The organism is Streptomyces sp. NPDC026301 (genome assembly GCF_055567935.1).
The window spans coordinates 662,383-678,859 of record NZ_JBVHPN010000001.1 but is presented as its reverse complement, the minus strand read 5'-3'; the positions used below and the strand labels follow the sequence as shown (position 1 = coordinate 678,859).

Here is a 16,477-nt window from a genome sequence, read left to right as displayed (position 1 = left end):
CGTACTCCCTTCAGCCCCGCTGCCCCGCCTCGCGACAGGGGTATCGGTGATGACGCTGCTGACCCCCCCTGTCATCATGGCCCGATGCACGCGACTTCGGGGACGGAATCGAGCCAGAGGGGCAGGGGGAGAGGCTTCGGCCTCGGTCTGGCCCTGCTGTCGGCGTTGGCCTTCGGCGGATCGGGCGTGGCCGCCAAACCACTGATCGCAGCCGGTCTGGAACCGTTGCACGTCACCTGGTTGCGGAGTGCCGGCGCCGCGCTCGTCATGCTGCCCGTCGCCTGGCGCCACCGCGCCCTGTTGCGCCGCCGCCCCGCGCTGCTGGCGGGGTTCGGACTGCTCGCCGTCGCGGGCGTCCAGGCGTGTTACTTCGCCGCGCTGTCCCGGATCCCGGTCGGCGTCGCGCTGCTCATCGAGTACCTGGCACCGGCCCTGGTCCTGGGCTGGGTGCGGTTCGTGCAGCGCCGGCCCGTCAGCCGCGCCGCCGCGGCCGGTGCCGTCCTCGCCGTCGGCGGCCTCGCCTGCGTCGTGGAGGTGTGGGCCGGGCTGAGCTTCGACGTGTTCGGGCTGGCGCTCGCGCTGGGCGCGGCGTGCTGCCAGGTAGGGTACTTCGTCCTCTCCGACCACGGCGGCGATGGCGACGGCGACGACGCCACCCACCCGCTCGGCGTGATTGCGTACGGCCTGCTCTTCGGCGCTGTCGTACTGACCGCGGTCGCGCGCCCCTGGACCATGGATTGGTCGGTGCTCGTCGGCAGCGCGGACATGAACGGCACGAGTGTTCCCGCCGTGCTGCTCCTGGCGTGGCTCGTACTGCTGGCGACGGTGCTCGCCTACCTCACCGGCGTGATCTCCATCCGCCGGCTGTCGCCGCAGGTCGCAGGCGTGGTCGCGTGCCTGGAGGCGGTGATCGCCACCGTACTGGCCTGGGTGCTGCTGGGCGAGCACCTGTCCGCGCCGCAGATCATCGGCGGCGCGGTGGTGCTGACCGGTGCGTTCATCGCGCAGTCCACCACGCCCAAGGCGCCCCGGGACGTGGCGTCGCAGCACGATGACGAGGCGCACCAGGAAGCCGCCTTGTCGGCCGGTACAGCGGGCACGCCCGGTACGTAAGGCGCCGGTCGCCTCGCGGGCGGCCACCCGCCCGCGATCCGCTCATCGAGCCGGTCTCGGCCGACCGCGGTGATCTCCCCGTCAGCGGTCTCCCGCCGCCATGCGGCGCAGCTGGTGGGAGCGGGCCGCGGCGTCTCGGGGGCCGTCGCGGTCGGCCAGTCGCTGTGCGATGCGTTCCTGTACCTCCCTGCTCTTCTTCCCGGCGTACTTGAACTTCGCGCGCGCCTCCGTCACTTCGAGGCGCAGCGCGCGGATGCCCGACAACATGCGGCCGTACGGCGGGCCGTCGGCTGTCACCGGGGCCGACCCGCCCGCGGGCTGGAAGTGCGCCATCTGGCGACGCAGCAGCTCGGCCTTCTCCTCCGGGTCGTCCACGATGTGAGCTGTGCAGCGGAGCTGGACTGCCGCATAGAAGCTCGTGGGCACGCCGTGCTCGGGCGGGACGTCCTCGGTGGCCTGCCAGGGGCCGGGTATGAAGGTGTAGTCGTCGACGACGCTGAGCACGACGGAAGGGTCGGCCTCCAGCGCGGGCCACAGGGGATTCGGGCGGGCGAGGTGGGTGACCACCTCGTAGTGCCCGGCGTCGTACGCGAAGTGCAGCGGCTGGACCCACGGCGGATCGCCGGGCAGGCCGTTGCCCGCGAGCTGGCCGAAATCGTGGCCGGCCAGCCAGCTCTGCCATTCGGTGTCGTCGGACGGCGCGTCCCAGGGATGGATCAGCATGGCGGACCTCAGAGGTTCTGGAGGTAGGCGGGCAGGGCGACGCCGGGGGCCAGGTCGTCGGACGGTATAGGGGCGCCGTATGTGGGCGTCACCGGGATGACGCCGCTCCAGTGGGGGAGGGCGAGGTCCTCGGGCTCGTCGTTCGGCCCGCCGGTACGGATCTTGGCGGAGACCTCCGTCAGGTCGAGCCGGATGACGGCCGTGGCGGCCAGCTCCTTGGTGTTTCCGGGGCGGGAGTCGGCGGCGCGCCCGGGCAGTACGTGGTTCACGAGCGCGTCGAGTGCGGCGGTCTTCTCCTCCGGGTCGGTGACTTGGTGGGCGGTGCCGTGCACCACGACGCTGCGGTAGTTGATGGAGTGATGGAAGGCGGAGCGGGCGAGGACCAGGCCGTCGACGTGGGTGACGGTCACGCACACCTCCAGGCCGGGATCCGCCTGGCCGGCCATCCGCAGTGGCCGCGAGCCGGTGGAGCCGTGGAGGTAGAGGCGGCTGCCGACGCGGCCGTAGAGCGTGGGCAGGACGACCGGGGCGCCGTCGCGCACGAAGCCGAGGTGGCAGACGTATCCGGCGTCGAGGATGGAATGGACGGTGTCGTGGTCGTACGCGGCGCGGTCGGCGGACCGCGTCGGGACCGTGCGCCCGCTCGGGGCGTAGGCGGTGGGGGAGCCGTCACCGGCACCGGTCTTGGCGGCGGCACCGGCCTCGGCGGCGGTGGCGAACTCGGGGCCGGCGTCGGACGTTGTGGAGGACACGGGCTCGGGCATCTTGCCAACTCCATTGCTCTAGTGCATAATCAAGTTTGTGCTAGGAGAGTATCGGATCGAAGGGCGGCGCGCATCGGAAATTGCCGCCAGCGTCGAGCGAGCCATCGGTGCGGGCGAGCTCCTACCAGGCGAAATCCTGCCCCCCATGCGGGAGTTGGCCGTCTACCTAGAGGTGAATCCCAATACGGTCGCGTCCGCGTACCGGACGCTGCGCGATCGCGGAGTGGTCGAGACCGGGGGCCGACGCGGCACCCGGGTGCGTCCACGGCCGACGAGTACACCGCGCGAGGCGCTCCGGGTCGAGGTGCCGCCGGGCGTGCGGAATGTGTCCGACGGCAATCCCGACCCCGCGCTGCTCCCCGCGCTCGGGCCGGCGCTCGCCGCGGCCGCGGACCGCGCCACGGCCCGCCCGACGCTGTACGGCGCGCCCTTGGTCGACGAGGAGCTGGCCGGCCGGGCGCGGGCCGCGCTGGATGCCGATGGTGTGCCGGCCGGTCCGGTCGCCGTGACCTCCGGCTCGCTCGACGCCATCGAGCGGGTGCTCGCCGCGCATCTCCGGCCCGGGGACGCGGTGGCGGTCGAGGATCCCGGCTGGGGGAGCCTGCTGGATCTCATCCCGGCGCTGGGGCTGCGCCCCGTCCCGGTGGGGATGGACGAGGACGGGCCGCTGCCCACGGACCTGGAGCGGGCCTTGGCGCTCGGGGTGCGGGCGGCGATCGTCACGGACCGCGCGCAGAATCCGACCGGAGCGGCGGTGGGCGCGGCGCGCGCCGAGGAGTTGCGGTCGCTGCTGGCCGAGTATCCGACCGTGCTGCTGATCGAGGACGACCACGGCCATCACATCGTCGACGTCCCGCTGCATCCGCTGGCGGGGGTGACCGACCACTGGGTCATGGTGCGGTCGACGGCCAAGGCGTACGGGCCGGACCTGCGGCTGGCGGTCCTCACCGGCGATGCCGTCACGGTGGACCGGGTGCGCGGGCGGCAGCGCCTGGGCCCGGGGTGGGTCAGTCATCTGCTCCAGGACACGTTGATCCATCTCTGGCAGACGGATGCCGTGGACCCGAGCGAGGTGGCCGCGTCCTATGGGCGTCGCCGCGACGATCTCATACGGGCCCTGGCGGACCGCGGCGTCGCGGCGCAGGGCTGCAGCGGGATGAACGTGTGGGTGCCGGTCCCCGAGGAGACGGGCACGGTGTCGCGACTGCTGCACGCCGGCTGGGCGGTGGCGGCCGGAGCCCGGTTCCGGATGGACTCCTCGCCCGGCATACGCATCACCGTGTCCACCCTCTCGCACGGCGACACGGAGCCGCTCGCCGAGGCCATAGCGGCCGCGTGCCTGCGGGGGGAGGCCCGCCGGTACGACTGACCGGTACGGCTGGCAGGTACGACCGACCGGTACGGCTGGGCGGTACGAGTGGCCGGTACGGCTGGGCAGTACGGCCGGGCGGTGCGGTGCGAGTGGCCGGTGCGACGGGCCGGGGCCGCTGGGGGGCTGTGGCGGCTGCGGGTCCGCAGGGTGCTGCCGGATTGTTCGGTCGCGCCCGCCGGTTCTTCTAGTTCTTCAGTCGCTGCTGGAGTTCGTCATGGTCGGTGAGGAACCAGGTCTGCCGTCCGCGGTTGCATTCCCGGATGAAGTCCCGCAGAGCTGAACTGGCCGCTGTATGGCGCGAGATGTTGCCGAGGACGACGAGGCCCATGCGGTAGTTGACGAACTTCTGGACGATATCGCCGGCGACGCGGGTGCGCAGCTGGAAGAACCGCTCGTCGAGCCGCTCGGCGGGGATGACGACCCACTGGGCGCCCTGGTAGCTGGCGTTGCCGATGAGATCCAGGACATCGCGTTCGTCGGCGATGACTTGCCCGTCCTCGGAGGCGCAGATCAGGACGGGCACGTCATGGATCGTCAGCAGGGTGCTCATAGGGAGTGAGGCTAACGGGAGATGGAGGTGTGGGCGACGTAATTGTCCGGGCGGTGGATGCCGATTGCCAGGTCGCCAGGTCGCCAGGTCGCCAGGTCGCTCGGTCGGTGGGCCGGTGAGCCGGTGGCGGGCGGTCAGGGGCGACGGCGGGGGCGGCTTTGGGTGAGGGCGGCGCCGGCGAGGACGATCAGGGCGCCGACGGGGGTGTTCCAGCTGAGGTGTTCGCCCAGGACGGCGACGCCGGCGGCGGTGGCGATGACCGGGATGAAGTACGTGACCATCTGCGCGGTGGTGGGGCCGACCTCGGCGACCAGACCGTACTGGAGGAGGAAGGCGAAGCCGGTGCCGAGGGCGCCGAGGGCGATGACCGCCAGCAGGGGGACGAGGGGGAACGAGGTCGGGAGGGAGGTGAAGAACGGGGTCACCACGGCCAGTTGCAGCGTGGCCAGCATCAGTTGGGCGCTGGACATGGAGAGGCTCGAGTTCTTGCTGCCCGCGAGGGTGCGGCGGACGTAGATCCAGCCGATCGGGTAGCAGAGCGAGGCGCCCAGCGCCATGAACGTGCCCAGCGGATCCGTGCCGGAGAAGCCCTGCCAGGCGCCGAGAACGGTCAGCACGCCGAGGAACCCGAGGCCGAGTCCCGCGACGCGGCGGCGGGTGGGGCGGTCCTCGGACAGTGCCACGACGGACAGGGCCATGCCCCACAGCGGGGAGGTGGCGTTGCAGATGCCGGCCAGGGTGGAGGGGATGGTCAGTTCGGAGTACGCGAAGAGCGAGAAGGGGAGGGCGTTGAGGAACAGGGCGGCCACCGCCAGGTGAGCCCAGGTCCGGAGGGTCCGGGGCAGCCGGTCCCGCTTGGCGACGAGCACGGCGACCAGTACGGCCGTTCCGAAGATCATGCGGCCGAGTGTGACGTGCAGCGGGGCGTAGCCCTGCGTGCCGACCTTGATGAACAGGAAGCTGAATCCCCAGATCAGCGCCAGGACGGCGAATCGGATGCGCCAGTCGATGGCGGGCCGCGGTGCGGCCGGCATTGCGGGGCTGGGTGTTGTGGTGGACCGGGATGAGGAGGTGGCGGTGGTGGAGCTCATGGCGTACACGATCGTCTGTCTGTACTGCGTAGCACAAGTGAGAATTCCTGGGGTGCATCGCTTAGCATTCCTTATATGTTGAACATGGAGCGGCTGCGGACGCTCAGCGCCGTGGCGCGGCACGGGTCGGTACGGGCGGCGGCCGAGGGGCTGCACGTCACCACCTCCGCCGTCTCACAGCAACTGGCGAAGCTGGAGCGGGAGACGGGGCAGCAACTGCTGGCCAAGAACGGGCGGGGCGTACGGCTGACGGACGCGGGCCGGTTGCTCGCCGGGCACGCCGCGCGCATCCTCTCGCAGGTCGAGCTGGCCGAGGCCGAGCTGGAGGCGCACCGCGGGCAGGCAGTGGGTGAGCTGCGGATGGGGGCGTTCCCCACGGCGGCGCGTGGGCTGTTCCCGGATGCCCTCGCCGCGCTGGTCGCCGATCACCCGCAGTTGCGCGCGCGGCTGTGGGAGATGGAGCCGGCGGACTCGGTACGGGCGGTGGTGCGGGGCGACATCGACCTGGGGGTGGTACTGGACTGGTACAACCGTCCGTTGCCGATGCCGGAGGGGCTGGCGAAGGCTCCGCTGCTGGATGATTCGGCGGATGTCGCCATGCCGTCGGACCATCGGCTGGCGGGGCGGCGCACGGTGGAGCTGGAGGACTTCGCGGAGGACGCGTGGATCTCCTGGCCGCAGGGCGAGTTCTGCCACGACTGGCTGATGTTCACGCTGCGCAGCAAGGGGATCGAGCCGCGGATCGCGCACATGGCCGAGGAGCACGGCACGCAGCTCGCCCTGATCGCGAGGGGGCTCGGCGTAGCGGTGGCGCCGCGGCTGGGGCGGGGGCCGGTTCCGGAGGGGGTGAGCGTGGTGCCCGTACGGCATCCGATGCGGCGGCACGTGTACGCGATCTGGCGCGCCGACGCGGATCGCCGCCCGTCGATCCGCGCGGCGGTCGCGGCGTTGAGGGAGGTGGGCGCGGGGTTGGAAATGTGACAGGGGGTTGGTTGGAGATGTGGTCGGGGCTGGAGGTGTGGACGGCCGGGCCCGATAAGGGGGCGCGCCGCACGGCGGGCGGGGCCAGATGGCCGGGGCGCCGCCGCGCCACCGTGCTGCCGTGCCGCTATGAGCCCGCGCGCCGGGGGCCGTGCGGTGGCCGGCGCGCGGGTGGGATGGGGAAGGGGGCCTGGGGAGCCGGTGCGGTGGGGTTAGTTGGCTGGGACGATGCCGCGGATCAGGCCCAGGGACATCAGGTCCTGGGGGCGTAGGTGGAGTTGGTCGGCTGTGCGGGGGACTTCGGACGGGGGGCGTTTGAGGATGGCGGTGGCCAGTTCGGGGGCGATGACGGAGAAGTAGCTGTCCGGGGTAGCCCACAGGCGGCCCGGTGCGGCCAGTGCCAGTGCGCCGCCCGAGCCGCCCTCGCCGATGAGCAGCGAGGTCAGCGGCGTACGGGCTGCGGCCATGGCGGCGAAGAGGTCAGCGATGGCGGCGCCCGCGCCGGACTGTTCGGCCGCCGCGTCGTTGGCCGCGCCCGGGGTGTCCACGAGGGTGAGGACGGGGATGCCGAGGCGGTCGGCGAGGCGTACGAGCCGGGCGGCGGTGCGGAAGCCGGCCGGGCGGGTGGCCGTGCCGCACTGGGCCGCGTACGCGACCGTACGGCCGGCCCGGTGGCCGAAGCCGCAGCGCACGCCGTCGTCGATGCCCCCGCAGCGGTCGCCGCTGATGTCCTCGCGCCAGTCGAAGTACGTGTCCAAGTACGCGTCGGCGCGCGGACGTTCGGGGGCGCGGGTCCGTTGTACGGCGGTCCAGCCGGAGTCCGGCGGGTCGCCCGTGCCCTGCGCGGCCGGTACGGGGGCCGTCTCCTCGTCGGTCGTGGTCAGCAGCCGCAGCCAGCGGGCGAGCGCGCCGCGCAGCCGGTCGGGCGGCACGACGGCGTCGACGTGCCCGGTGGCCAGCTGGCCTTCGGCGGTGTACGCGGACGGATCGGCGTCGGCGGGGCGTACGCGGGAGCCGGCGAAGCCGACCTGGGCGCCGGGCAGTGCCAGGACGACGTCCGCGCCCGCGCCGAGCGTCGCCCAGCCGCCGCCGGTCGTCGGGTCGCGCAGCACGGCGAGCTGCGGCAGTCCGGCGGCGCGGTTGAGTGTGGACTGCCCGGCGATGCGCTGCAGTTGGGTGAGGGCGAGCATGCCCTCCTGCATGCGGCTGCCGCCGGTGGCGATCAAGGAGACGACCGGGAGGCGGAGTTCGCGAGCCCGGGTGTACGCGGCCTCTAGGCGGTCGCCGGTGTGCCGGCCGAGCGAGCCGCCCAGGTAGCGGAACTCGAAGGAGATCACGACGGTGCGGGTGCCGCCGATGGCGGCGGTGCCGCAGACGACGGACTCGCGTTCGCCGGTCGACTGCGTGGCGCGGGCGCGTGCGGTGCCGTAGCCGTCCCAGTGGAGGGGGCCGTCGTCGAGTGGGCCCGGGGCCGTTGCCGGCCCCTCGGCCGGCGCCTCCGGAGTCCCCGCCGCTCCCTCGGCCGCCCCTTCGGGACGGGGTTCCCCTGCCCCATCGGGCCGGGGCTCCGCTGTCCCCTCGCTGTCGGCCTCCGCCGCTCCCGGGGGCCCGGCAGGTTCCGAGCCGGGGAGCGGCTGGAAGGTGCCCGCGTCCGTTACCTGCGCGAGCACCTCCCGGGCGGAGAGCCGAGCGGAGAGCCCGCCGTCGCCGACGCGAGCGGGGAGCCCGTCGGCGAGTCGAGCAGCCCCCCGGTCCGAGGACGAGGATGAGGATGATGGTGATGAGGAGGAGGACGAAACCCCGGACGGGTCCGTGGACGAACCCGTGGGCGCGCCGGCGGACGGATCTGCGGACGAACCCCCGGACCGATCCGCAGGCGAGCCCCCAGCCCAATCCGCAAACCGATCCGCGGACGACCCCGCAGCCGGCCCCCCGGAAGGACCCCCAGGCGACCCCGCAGTCCACCCACCAGGCGCCCCCCGAGCCGACCCCGCAGACTGGCCCAGGTCCTCCGTCCTGTCCCTACGCATGGAGGCCCCGCTTGAGGATTTTGCCCATGTCGTTGCGGGGGAGGGCGTCGAGGTAGTGGACGATGCGGGGGCGCTTGTGCGGGGCGAGTTGGGTGGCGACGTGGTCGATGAGGTCCTGGGCGGTCGGTGCGCCGTCAGTGGCGTCGGTCGCGGGGACGATCCAGGCCACGATGCGCTCGCCGAGGTCCTCGTCCGGCTCGCCCGTCACCGCGGCCTCCGCGACGCCGGGGTGTTCCAGCAGGGCGTTCTCGATCTCGCCCGCGCCGATCTTGTAACCACCGCTCTTGATCAGGTCGGTGGCCTTGCGCCCGACGATCCGGTAGCGCCCGGCCGCGTCCCGGGTGGCCATGTCCCCCGTACGGAACCAGCCCCCGTCGAACGCCTCGGCCGTCGCGTCCGGCCGGTTCAGGTACTCGACGAAGAGGTTCGGGCCGCGGACCTGGATCTCGCCGACCGTCTCGCCGTCGCTCTCCTCGATGGCCGTACCGGACTCGTCGACCAGCCGCGCCTGTACGCCGGGCAGCGGCACCCCGACCGTCCCCGGGGCCGAGGTGTCGTCGGCCCGTACCGCGGTGTTCATGAGCGTCTCGGTCATGCCGTAGCGCTCGACGACCCGCGCGCCGGTCGCCGCCTTGATCTTCTGGTGGTCCGTCAGCGGCAGCGCCGCCGAGCCGGAGACCAGCAGCCGGGCGCCGCCCAGCGCCTTGGCGAGCGCCGGGTTCTCGCCCGCCTCGGCGGCCAGCCGGTGGTACATGGTCGGCACGCCGAACAGCATCGTGCCCGCGCCCCCCAGCTCGCGCGCCACCCCCTCGGTGGAGAAACGGCCGAGGTGGTGCACCGTGCCGCCGCGCCGCAGCGGGCCGAGGATGCCCAGGATCAGCCCGTGGACGTGGAACAGCGGCAGCCCGTGGACGAGCACGTCGTCCGCTGTCCACTCCCACGCCTCCTCCAGCGCGTCGAGCGTGGCGGTGATGGCCCGTCGGGGGATGACCACGCCCTTCGGCCGGCCCGTGGTGCCGGAGGTGTACACGATCACGGCGGGGGCCTCGGCGCCCGGCTCCGCCGGCGGCTCGGCCTCGTCGTCCGCCTCGTACGGGTTCACGTCGACACGGGGCAGTGCCGCGAGCGCGCCGGGGAGTTCGACGTCCGGTTCGGCCAGGACGAGGGTGGGCGCGCTGTCGGACACGATGTGCGCCAGCTCGCTCTCGCCGATCTTGGGATTGACCGGTACCGCCGGTACCCCCGCGAGCAGCGCCGCGACGACCGCGACCGAGGTCTCCAGCGTGGGCGTGGCCCACACCGCCACCCGCCGCTCGGCGCCGATCCGCTCCGCGAGCGCGCCGGCGGCCGCGGCGAGCTGCCCGTAGGTCAGCGCGCGGTCCTGGAAACGCAGTGCGGTACGGGAGGACGCTGTCCGCAGCGCCGGGAAAAGCTCGTTCACCGAAACTCCTTCGTTCTCTTGCTGTTCGGGTACTCGGGGCACCCGTTCCTGGATACCCGAGGTCCACGGGTACCTGCGGGTATCAGCCGAAGCCCGGGACCACCAGCGCCAGCCAGACCAGCGCCGGTACGGCCGCGACCACGAGGGCTCCGTACACCATCAACTGCTTGAAGAAACCGTCCCGGTCGACATTCTTGGCGTTCGCCAGCACCAGCGCGCCGTTCGTCGAGAACGGGCTCACATCGACGACGGTGGCGGACACCGCGAGCGCCGCGACCATGCCCACGGCCCCGATCGACCCCTGCGCCAGGAACGGCACGGCCAGCGGGATCAGCGCCCCGATGATGCCGACGGAGGAGGCGAAGGCGGAGACCAGCGCGCCGATGTAGCACAGCAGGAGGGCGGCCAGCAGCGGAATGCCGATGCCGCCGACGGCCTGACCCGCCCAGGTGATGGTGCCCATGTGGTCCAGGACGCCGACGTAGGTGAGGACGCCGCAGATCAGCAGCACGGTGGGCCAGGTGATCTCCGCGACGGCGGCCTTGCTGTCCTGCGGCCAGACGGCGCTGAGGACGACGGCGAGGGTGATCGCGGTGAGGCCGGCGTCCAGGTCGAGGACGAGCACCGCCACGACCAGCGCCAGCAGGGCGACGAGGGTGGCGATCCGGGCCGGCGTAAGGGCGAGGGCACCAGCCGCGGCCCCGTCCCGCTCACCACTCACACGCGTGGCGCTCTCGGTGAGCTGCCCGCCACCCGTACGCGTGGCGCTGCCCGCAACGCTCCCGCCACCCGTACGCGTGGCGCTGCCCGCACCGCTTCCGCCACCCGTACGCGTGGCGCTGCCCGCAACGCTCCCGCCACCCGTACGCGTAGCGCTCTCCGCACCGCTTCCGCCACCCGCACGCGTGGCGCCGCTCTCCTTGGCGCTTCCGCCACCCGTACGAGGGAGTCGGAGGCCGCCCAGGGCGACGAACAGGGCCGCCGCGATGAGGAGGTTGACGACCAGGCTGGCGGCGAAGAGGGCGAGCGGGCTGCCGGGGAGGTGCTCGCGGGCGACGATGCCGTTGACCGTCGATCCGTAGATGCTGATCGGCGAGAAGCCGCCGGCCTGCGCGCCGTGCACCACCAGTGCGCCCATGAGCAGCGGCTTGATGCCGTACTGCGCCGCGAAGCCGAGTGCGAGCGGCGCGACGATCGCCACCGCCGCCGGGCTGACCGCGCCGATCGCGGTGAGCGCGCCGGTGACCGCGAACATCACCCAGGGGATCAGCGCGACCCGGCCGCCGACGAGTCGTACGGAGGCGTGCACCAGCCAGTCGGTGGTGCCGTTGGCGCGGGCGATGGCGAAGAGGTACGTGACGCCGACCAGGACCACGAACAGGTCGCCGGGGAAGCCCGCGAAGATCTCGTCCGCGTCCATCCCCGCGACCAGCGTGCCCACGCCGAACGCCGCGGCGAACGCCAGCGCGCCCATGTTGATGGAGCGGGTCGTGGCCAGTACGAAGATCACCGCGAGCACGAGTATCGAGAGCACTTCCGGCGACATCTGCGGCTCCGTTCGTGGACGACAATGGCCGGGTGGCGCATTGGCAAAGTGGCTGAGCCACTTATGGCTGAGCCACTTTGCTGGTCGGCGACGGAGTGCGTCAATACTCTTGTCACGACGTACGTCACGACCGCACGTCACGACCGCACGTCACGACATATGTCGCGGCTCTTGCAGCGACAAGTGTCGCGGGAACCGATCGAGGGGGGCCAACCGATGTCCGAGGCTCTGCGGCCGATGGCCAGGCCGCGGCTCTACGAGCAGGTGGTCGAGCGGCTGCGCCAGTACGCCGTCGAAGACGGGCTGGGCGCGGGCGACCGCCTGCCGGCGGAGCGCGAGCTGGCCCAGCGGCTCGGCGTCAGCCGGGCGTCCGTGAAGCAGGCGATCGTCGTGCTGGAGGTGCAGGGCCTGGTGGAGGTGCGGCACGGCGGCGGCACCTACCTGGTGCGCGACACCCTCGACGCGGCGGAGCCGGTCGAGCGCCTGGTCGAGCGCCGCCGCCGATTGCCGGACGTCCTGGAAGCGCGCGAGGCCATGGAGACCAAGCTCGCCGAACTGGCGGCCCGCCGCCGTACGGACGCCGACCTCGCCGCCCTCGACGACGCCCTGGCCCATATGGCGAAGGACGTCGAGGACGGCGGCCCGGGCGTCGAGGGCGACCGCCGCTTCCACGCCGCCGTCACCGCGGCCGCGCACAGCGCGCTGCTCGCCGAGTTCATGCGCTCCATCGCCGAGCAGATCGGCGAGAGCCGCAACGAATCGCTGCGCCAGCCCGGCCGCCCCAAGCGGTCGCTCGCGCAGCACCGGCGGATTCTGGAGGCCGTCCGGGCGGGCGACCCGAAGGCCGCGGCGGCGGCCATGCGCCGCCACCTCCGCACGGTCGCCGAAGTACGGCTGCTGACCTGGACCCCGGAGGCCGGCGAGGCCGGCGAGGACGGAGAGGCCGGGGCGCCGGAGAAATAACCGGGCCCTCGGCGACGGCCGCCCGACTGCCCCTCCCGCTCACCCCGGAATCTTGCGGAAGTCCCAGGACGCCACCGCCTCCGGCGTGAGCCGCAGCCAGGCGTGCCGGCCGTCGTGCGGCATCGTCTCCAGGCCGAAGTACTTCGCCGCGAAGAGCTTCTCGGGCGCCGCCAGCTCCGGGCAGGGCTCGCCGTGCCGCGGTGCCTCGCCGACGAACGCCACGCTGCCCGACAGTTCGGCGCCGCGCAGTTCGCCGTACTCGTGGCCGTCGTCGACCACGACCGCGACCCGCTGGTCCTTGACGAGGTGGGCCCAACGCCTGCTGCGGGTGAGGGAGTACAGCCACAGCGCGGTGCCGTCCCAGACGAACCACAACGCGCCGACGTGCGGCGCGCCGTCCGGCCCCACCGTGGCGATCCGGCAGGTCCGCTGCCGGGCCAGGAAGGCGTCCAGCTCCTGCGGGCTCATCATGATCCGGCGTCCTCTGCGCTGCCCTGCCGCTGCCGCCATCCGCGGCCACCTCCCCGGTCGCTCCCTGGTCACCTGACCGGGTGTCAGGAACCATGGGTGTCAGGAATCATGAGCCCTTCGACCGACGAACGCAATGGACGCCCGGACCACCGCCACCACGCCCCCCCCACCATCCCCCCCACCATCCCCCCCCAGCATCCCCCCCCACCATCCCCCCTCACCGTCCCCCCTCACCATCCCCCCTCCCAGGAGGTATCCCCATGCCCACGGACGCCCAGGTCGCCCAGCTCGTCGAGCAGCTCGACCCCGGGACCACGGCGCTGCTCACCGTCGAGTGCCAGAACGGTGTCGTCGGCCCGGACAGCGCGCTGCCCGAACTGGCCGAGGCCGCCCGTACGTCCGGCGCGCTCGCCAAGGTGGCGCGGCTGACGGCCGCCGCGCACGAGGCCGGCGTCCAGGTCCTGCACGCGGTCGCCGAGCGCCGGCCCGACGGCCGCGGCTCCAACGGCAACGCCCGCCTCTTCCGCGCCGCCGGGCAGCTGCCCGTACAGCAGCTCACAGGGACGACCGCGGTGCGGATCGCCGACCCGGTGCCGGTGTCCGAGGACGACCTGATCGTGCGCAGGCTGCACGGTCTGTCGCCGATCGCCGGTACGGAGGTGGACGCGCTGCTGCGCAACCTCGGCGTCCGCAACGTCGTGGTCGTCGGCGTCTCGGCGAACGTGGCGATACCGAACGCCGTCTTCGACGCGGTCAACCTCGGCTACACGGCGGTGGTGCCTGCCGACGCCATCGCCGGGGTGCCTGCCGAGTACACCCCGGCGATGGTGCGGAACACGCTCTCCCTGGTCGCCACCGTCACCTCCACGGACGCGGTGCTGACCTGCTGGAAGCGGTCGCCGAGACTGCGGTGAGAAGGGGGCGCGGTGAGCAGGGGCTCAGGACAGTTCGATTTCGCCGCCCCGGACCTTCAGCGGTACGGAGGGCAGGCCCGTGGTCGCCGGGCCGTGCCGCACGCTGCCGTCCGCGATGGCGTACTTGCTGCCGTGGCAGTGGCAGTTGATCGTGCCGCCGCTGACGTCGCCCACGATGCAGCCCGCGTGCCGGCAGATCGCCGAGAACGCCTTGAAGTCGCCCTTCTCGGGCTGGGTCACCACGACCTTCTGCGCCTTGAAGATCTTCCCGCCGCCGGCGGGGATCTCCGACGTCCTGGCCAGCGCCTTGGCGGAGCCGCCGGTGGCGCCGCCGCTCTTGGAGGGGGCCGCCGAGCCACCGGACGACGGCGAGCCACTGGACGACGAAGACCCACCGGACGACGGGGACCCGCCGGACGACGGCGAGCCCGACGAGGCTGAGGAGGACGACGAACCGTACCCGCCGCCCCCTCCGCCCCCGCACGCGGCGAGCGCCGCGGACAGGCCCGCCGCGCCCGCCGCGGCGACGACCGTGCGCCGGGCGGTGCCGGCACGTTCCTGTGATCCGGCAGGCTTCTGTGGCTTCTGTGATCCGGCAGGTTCTTGTGATGGTGAGTTCATGGTGCCTCCAGAGGTCCCGGTCCCGGTGTGTCCCTTCGCCTTGTGAAGGTTCCATACGGACCGGTGGCCTCCGGTGTTCAACGGGTCGGCCGAAAGGGTGGTCGTGCCCGCCTATCCCGCTTCCGCATCCGCATCCCCATCCGCGTCACCATCCGCCTCCGCCGCCGCGACCGCGATCGGCACCTCGCCGCCGTCGGCCAGCGCGTCCAGGTGGGCCAGGGCGGTGCGCGGCAGCGCGTCCGGGTCGGCGAGCAGCGCGAGATAGGCGTGCGCGGCCAGCAGGGCCCGCCCGTTCGGCGCGGGCGCCTCGCACTCGTACGCCGCCTGTTCCAGCAGCAGTGTCCCCATCACGGTGCGCGTCAGCTCCTCCGCGTACCGCCCGGCGCGCATCTCCTGCTCGTCCGCCGGGCTCGCCAGCAGCCGGTTGCCGCGGGCCGCCAGCTCCTCCCAGCGGACGGCCAGCCGCTTCCCGGCGGGCAGGGGAACGGCGCGTGCCCGGTCCCCGTACGCCCGCGCGAGGGTGTGATGCGCGGAGTCGCGGCGCAGACAGCGGAGCACGTCCAGTGCGATGACGTTGGAGGAGCCCTCCCAGATGGAGCCGAGGTGGGCGTCGCGCAGCAGCCGCGGGTTCACCCAGTCCTCGATGTAGCCGTTGCCGCCGCGGATCTCCATCGCCTCGCCCGTGACGGTACGGGCGCGCTTGCAGACCGTGTACTTGGCGAGCGGCGTGAGGACGCGTACGAGGTCCCGGGCGGCCGCGTCGCCCGCGTCGGCCGCGTCGAGGCGGGCCGCGGCCTCCAGGACCAGGGCGAGCGCCGCCTCCGCGTCGAGGAGCATCGGCAGCAGCGTCACGCGCATCAGGGGCTGCTCGAACAGCGGCGTACCGAAGACCACCCGCTCCCGGGTGTGGGCGACCGCTTCGCGGACCGCGCGGCGCATCAGGGCGGCGGAGCGCATCGCGTTGGACAGCCGGGAGACGTTCAGCATCTCGGCCATCTGCCGGAAGCCGCGGGTGAGTTCGCCGACCGGGGTCGCGTACGCGCCGTCCAGGGTGACCTCGCCACTGGCGATGGAGCGCGAGCCGAGCTTGTCCTTGAGGCGGTCGATGCGGACCGCGTTGCGGGTGCCGTCCGGGCGCAGCCGCGGTACCAGGAACATGCCGAGCCCGCGCGTGCCCTCGCCCTGCCCCGGCACCCGCGCGAGCGTGAGCACGATGTCCGCGCCGGGGTTGGAGGCGAACCACTTCTTCCCGGTGAGCGTCCAATGCGTGCCCTCGTCGGTGGCGACGGTCTCGGTGCGTCCGACGTCCGTGCCGCCCTGCTTCTCGGTCATGAACATCGCGCCGGTGGCGCGCGTCGCGGGGTCGGTGGAGGTGAGCGCGTCGATCTCGGCGGCGTACCGCTCGGGGTCGAAGAGGCGCAGCACGCGGGCGGCGGAGTCGGTCATGGACAGCGGGCAGGCCATGCCGAACTCGGCCTGCACGTAGAGGTAGGACAGCGCGTACTTGACGGTATGCGGGGTGCGGGCGGGGTGGCCGTGGACGCCAGGGCGGTGCGACATCGCGGCGAGCCCGAAGCGTTCGTACGCGATCTCCGCGAGCCGGTCGTGGGCGGGGTGGTACTCGATCTCGTCGATGCGGTCGCCGTCGGGCGCGTAGGAACGCAACCGGGGCGGATGGGCGTCGGCGAGCGCCGCCTGCCGGTCGATCTCACCGGCGGCGAGTGCCCCGAGTTCCGTGATCAGGGGTTCGATGCGGGCGCGGTCGTCGGCGGACAGTACCCGGTCCAGCAGCGGGCGCAGGGCGGGGTCCTGGTCGGCGAAGTTCGGCATACGGGTCTCCTGGTGCCTTGAAGTGATCCGCGCGGCATGACGAGACGCGGATCACCTTCGCAGGAGC

The 16,477-nt window shown here is 72.9% G+C and carries 15 protein-coding genes; 5 read left to right on the top strand and 10 right to left on the bottom strand.

Features of this window, described 5'->3' with window-relative positions; all coding sequences use genetic code 11:
* Positions 1 to 84: 84 nt before the first annotated feature.
* Positions 85 to 1,113, top strand: coding sequence for an EamA family transporter (locus ACZ4MH_RS02955; protein ID WP_351593163.1), 1,029 nt, complete (start codon positions 85 to 87; stop codon positions 1,111 to 1,113).
* An 81-nt stretch (positions 1,114 to 1,194) separates the two neighbouring features.
* Here the strand turns inward: ACZ4MH_RS02955 and ACZ4MH_RS02950 are convergent, their stop codons facing one another.
* On the bottom strand, positions 1,195 to 1,836 hold the full coding sequence (locus ACZ4MH_RS02950; RefSeq protein ID WP_351593160.1) for an FMN-binding negative transcriptional regulator: 642 nt from the start codon (positions 1,834 to 1,836) through the stop codon (positions 1,195 to 1,197).
* An 8-nt stretch (positions 1,837 to 1,844) separates the two neighbouring features.
* Entirely contained in the window at positions 1,845 to 2,600 is a 756-nt protein-coding gene (locus ACZ4MH_RS02945; protein ID WP_351593157.1) for a pyridoxamine 5'-phosphate oxidase family protein, read from the bottom strand.
* Positions 2,601 to 2,637: 37 nt separating this feature from the next.
* On the opposite strand from ACZ4MH_RS02945, the gene ACZ4MH_RS02940 reads away from it, so the two are divergent.
* Positions 2,638 to 3,969 carry an aminotransferase class I/II-fold pyridoxal phosphate-dependent enzyme gene (locus ACZ4MH_RS02940; protein WP_351593154.1) on the top strand — a complete coding sequence of 444 codons (1,332 nt, stop codon included), beginning with the start codon at positions 2,638 to 2,640 and terminating at the stop codon, positions 3,967 to 3,969.
* A gap of 187 nt (positions 3,970 to 4,156) precedes the next feature.
* Here the strand turns inward: ACZ4MH_RS02940 and ACZ4MH_RS02935 are convergent, their stop codons facing one another.
* Both ACZ4MH_RS02935 and ACZ4MH_RS02930 read right to left on the bottom strand, forming a co-directional pair.
* Positions 4,157 to 4,522 carry a DUF4180 domain-containing protein gene (locus ACZ4MH_RS02935; RefSeq protein ID WP_351593151.1) on the bottom strand — a complete coding sequence of 122 codons (366 nt, stop codon included), beginning with the start codon at positions 4,520 to 4,522 and terminating at the stop codon, positions 4,157 to 4,159.
* A 134-nt stretch (positions 4,523 to 4,656) separates the two neighbouring features.
* On the bottom strand, positions 4,657 to 5,613 hold the full coding sequence (locus ACZ4MH_RS02930) for a DMT family transporter (RefSeq protein WP_351593148.1): 957 nt from the start codon (positions 5,611 to 5,613) through the stop codon (positions 4,657 to 4,659).
* Positions 5,614 to 5,688: 75 nt separating this feature from the next.
* Between ACZ4MH_RS02930 and ACZ4MH_RS02925 the strand changes: the two genes are divergently transcribed.
* On the top strand, positions 5,689 to 6,594 hold the full coding sequence (locus ACZ4MH_RS02925; RefSeq protein WP_351593146.1) for a LysR family transcriptional regulator: 906 nt from the start codon (positions 5,689 to 5,691) through the stop codon (positions 6,592 to 6,594).
* A 212-nt stretch (positions 6,595 to 6,806) separates the two neighbouring features.
* Here the strand turns inward: ACZ4MH_RS02925 and ACZ4MH_RS02920 are convergent, their stop codons facing one another.
* The 3 genes from ACZ4MH_RS02920 to ACZ4MH_RS02910 all read right to left on the bottom strand — a co-directional run bounded on the left by ACZ4MH_RS02920 (position 6,807) and on the right by ACZ4MH_RS02910 (position 11,611).
* Complete coding sequence (locus ACZ4MH_RS02920) at positions 6,807 to 8,264, bottom strand: carboxyl transferase domain-containing protein (protein WP_351593143.1); 1,458 nt, start codon at positions 8,262 to 8,264, stop codon at positions 6,807 to 6,809.
* A gap of 352 nt (positions 8,265 to 8,616) precedes the next feature.
* Complete coding sequence (locus ACZ4MH_RS02915) at positions 8,617 to 10,065, bottom strand: acyl-CoA synthetase (protein WP_351593141.1); 1,449 nt, start codon at positions 10,063 to 10,065, stop codon at positions 8,617 to 8,619.
* A gap of 82 nt (positions 10,066 to 10,147) precedes the next feature.
* The gene (locus tag ACZ4MH_RS02910) at positions 10,148 to 11,611 is read right to left on the bottom strand and encodes an SLC13 family permease (RefSeq protein WP_351593138.1); all 1,464 of its coding nucleotides are present in this window, start codon (positions 11,609 to 11,611) and stop codon (positions 10,148 to 10,150) included.
* Positions 11,612 to 11,827: 216 nt separating this feature from the next.
* Here ACZ4MH_RS02910 and ACZ4MH_RS02905 point away from each other — a divergent pair, with 216 nt between their 5' ends.
* Complete coding sequence (locus ACZ4MH_RS02905; RefSeq protein ID WP_351593135.1) at positions 11,828 to 12,574, top strand: FadR/GntR family transcriptional regulator; 747 nt, start codon at positions 11,828 to 11,830, stop codon at positions 12,572 to 12,574.
* 39 nt (positions 12,575 to 12,613) lie between these two features.
* Here ACZ4MH_RS02905 and ACZ4MH_RS02900 read toward each other — a convergent pair whose 3' ends face one another.
* Positions 12,614 to 13,084 (bottom strand): pyridoxamine 5'-phosphate oxidase family protein, encoded by a 471-nt coding sequence (locus ACZ4MH_RS02900; RefSeq protein ID WP_351593132.1) that lies wholly within the window; start codon positions 13,082 to 13,084, stop codon positions 12,614 to 12,616.
* Positions 13,085 to 13,305: 221 nt separating this feature from the next.
* On the opposite strand from ACZ4MH_RS02900, the gene ACZ4MH_RS02895 reads away from it, so the two are divergent.
* Positions 13,306 to 13,959: an isochorismatase family protein gene (locus ACZ4MH_RS02895; RefSeq protein WP_351593129.1), complete on the top strand. Its 654-nt coding sequence runs from the start codon at positions 13,306 to 13,308 to the stop codon at positions 13,957 to 13,959.
* A gap of 24 nt (positions 13,960 to 13,983) precedes the next feature.
* Here ACZ4MH_RS02895 and ACZ4MH_RS02890 read toward each other — a convergent pair whose 3' ends face one another.
* Both ACZ4MH_RS02890 and ACZ4MH_RS02885 read right to left on the bottom strand, forming a co-directional pair.
* Positions 13,984 to 14,580, bottom strand: a complete 597-nt coding sequence (locus ACZ4MH_RS02890; RefSeq protein ID WP_351593126.1) for a Rieske (2Fe-2S) protein — start codon at positions 14,578 to 14,580, stop codon at positions 13,984 to 13,986.
* Positions 14,581 to 14,691: 111 nt separating this feature from the next.
* Positions 14,692 to 16,410 (bottom strand): acyl-CoA dehydrogenase family protein, encoded by a 1,719-nt coding sequence (locus ACZ4MH_RS02885; protein WP_351593123.1) that lies wholly within the window; start codon positions 16,408 to 16,410, stop codon positions 14,692 to 14,694.
* Between the last annotated feature and the right edge of the window lie 67 nt (positions 16,411 to 16,477).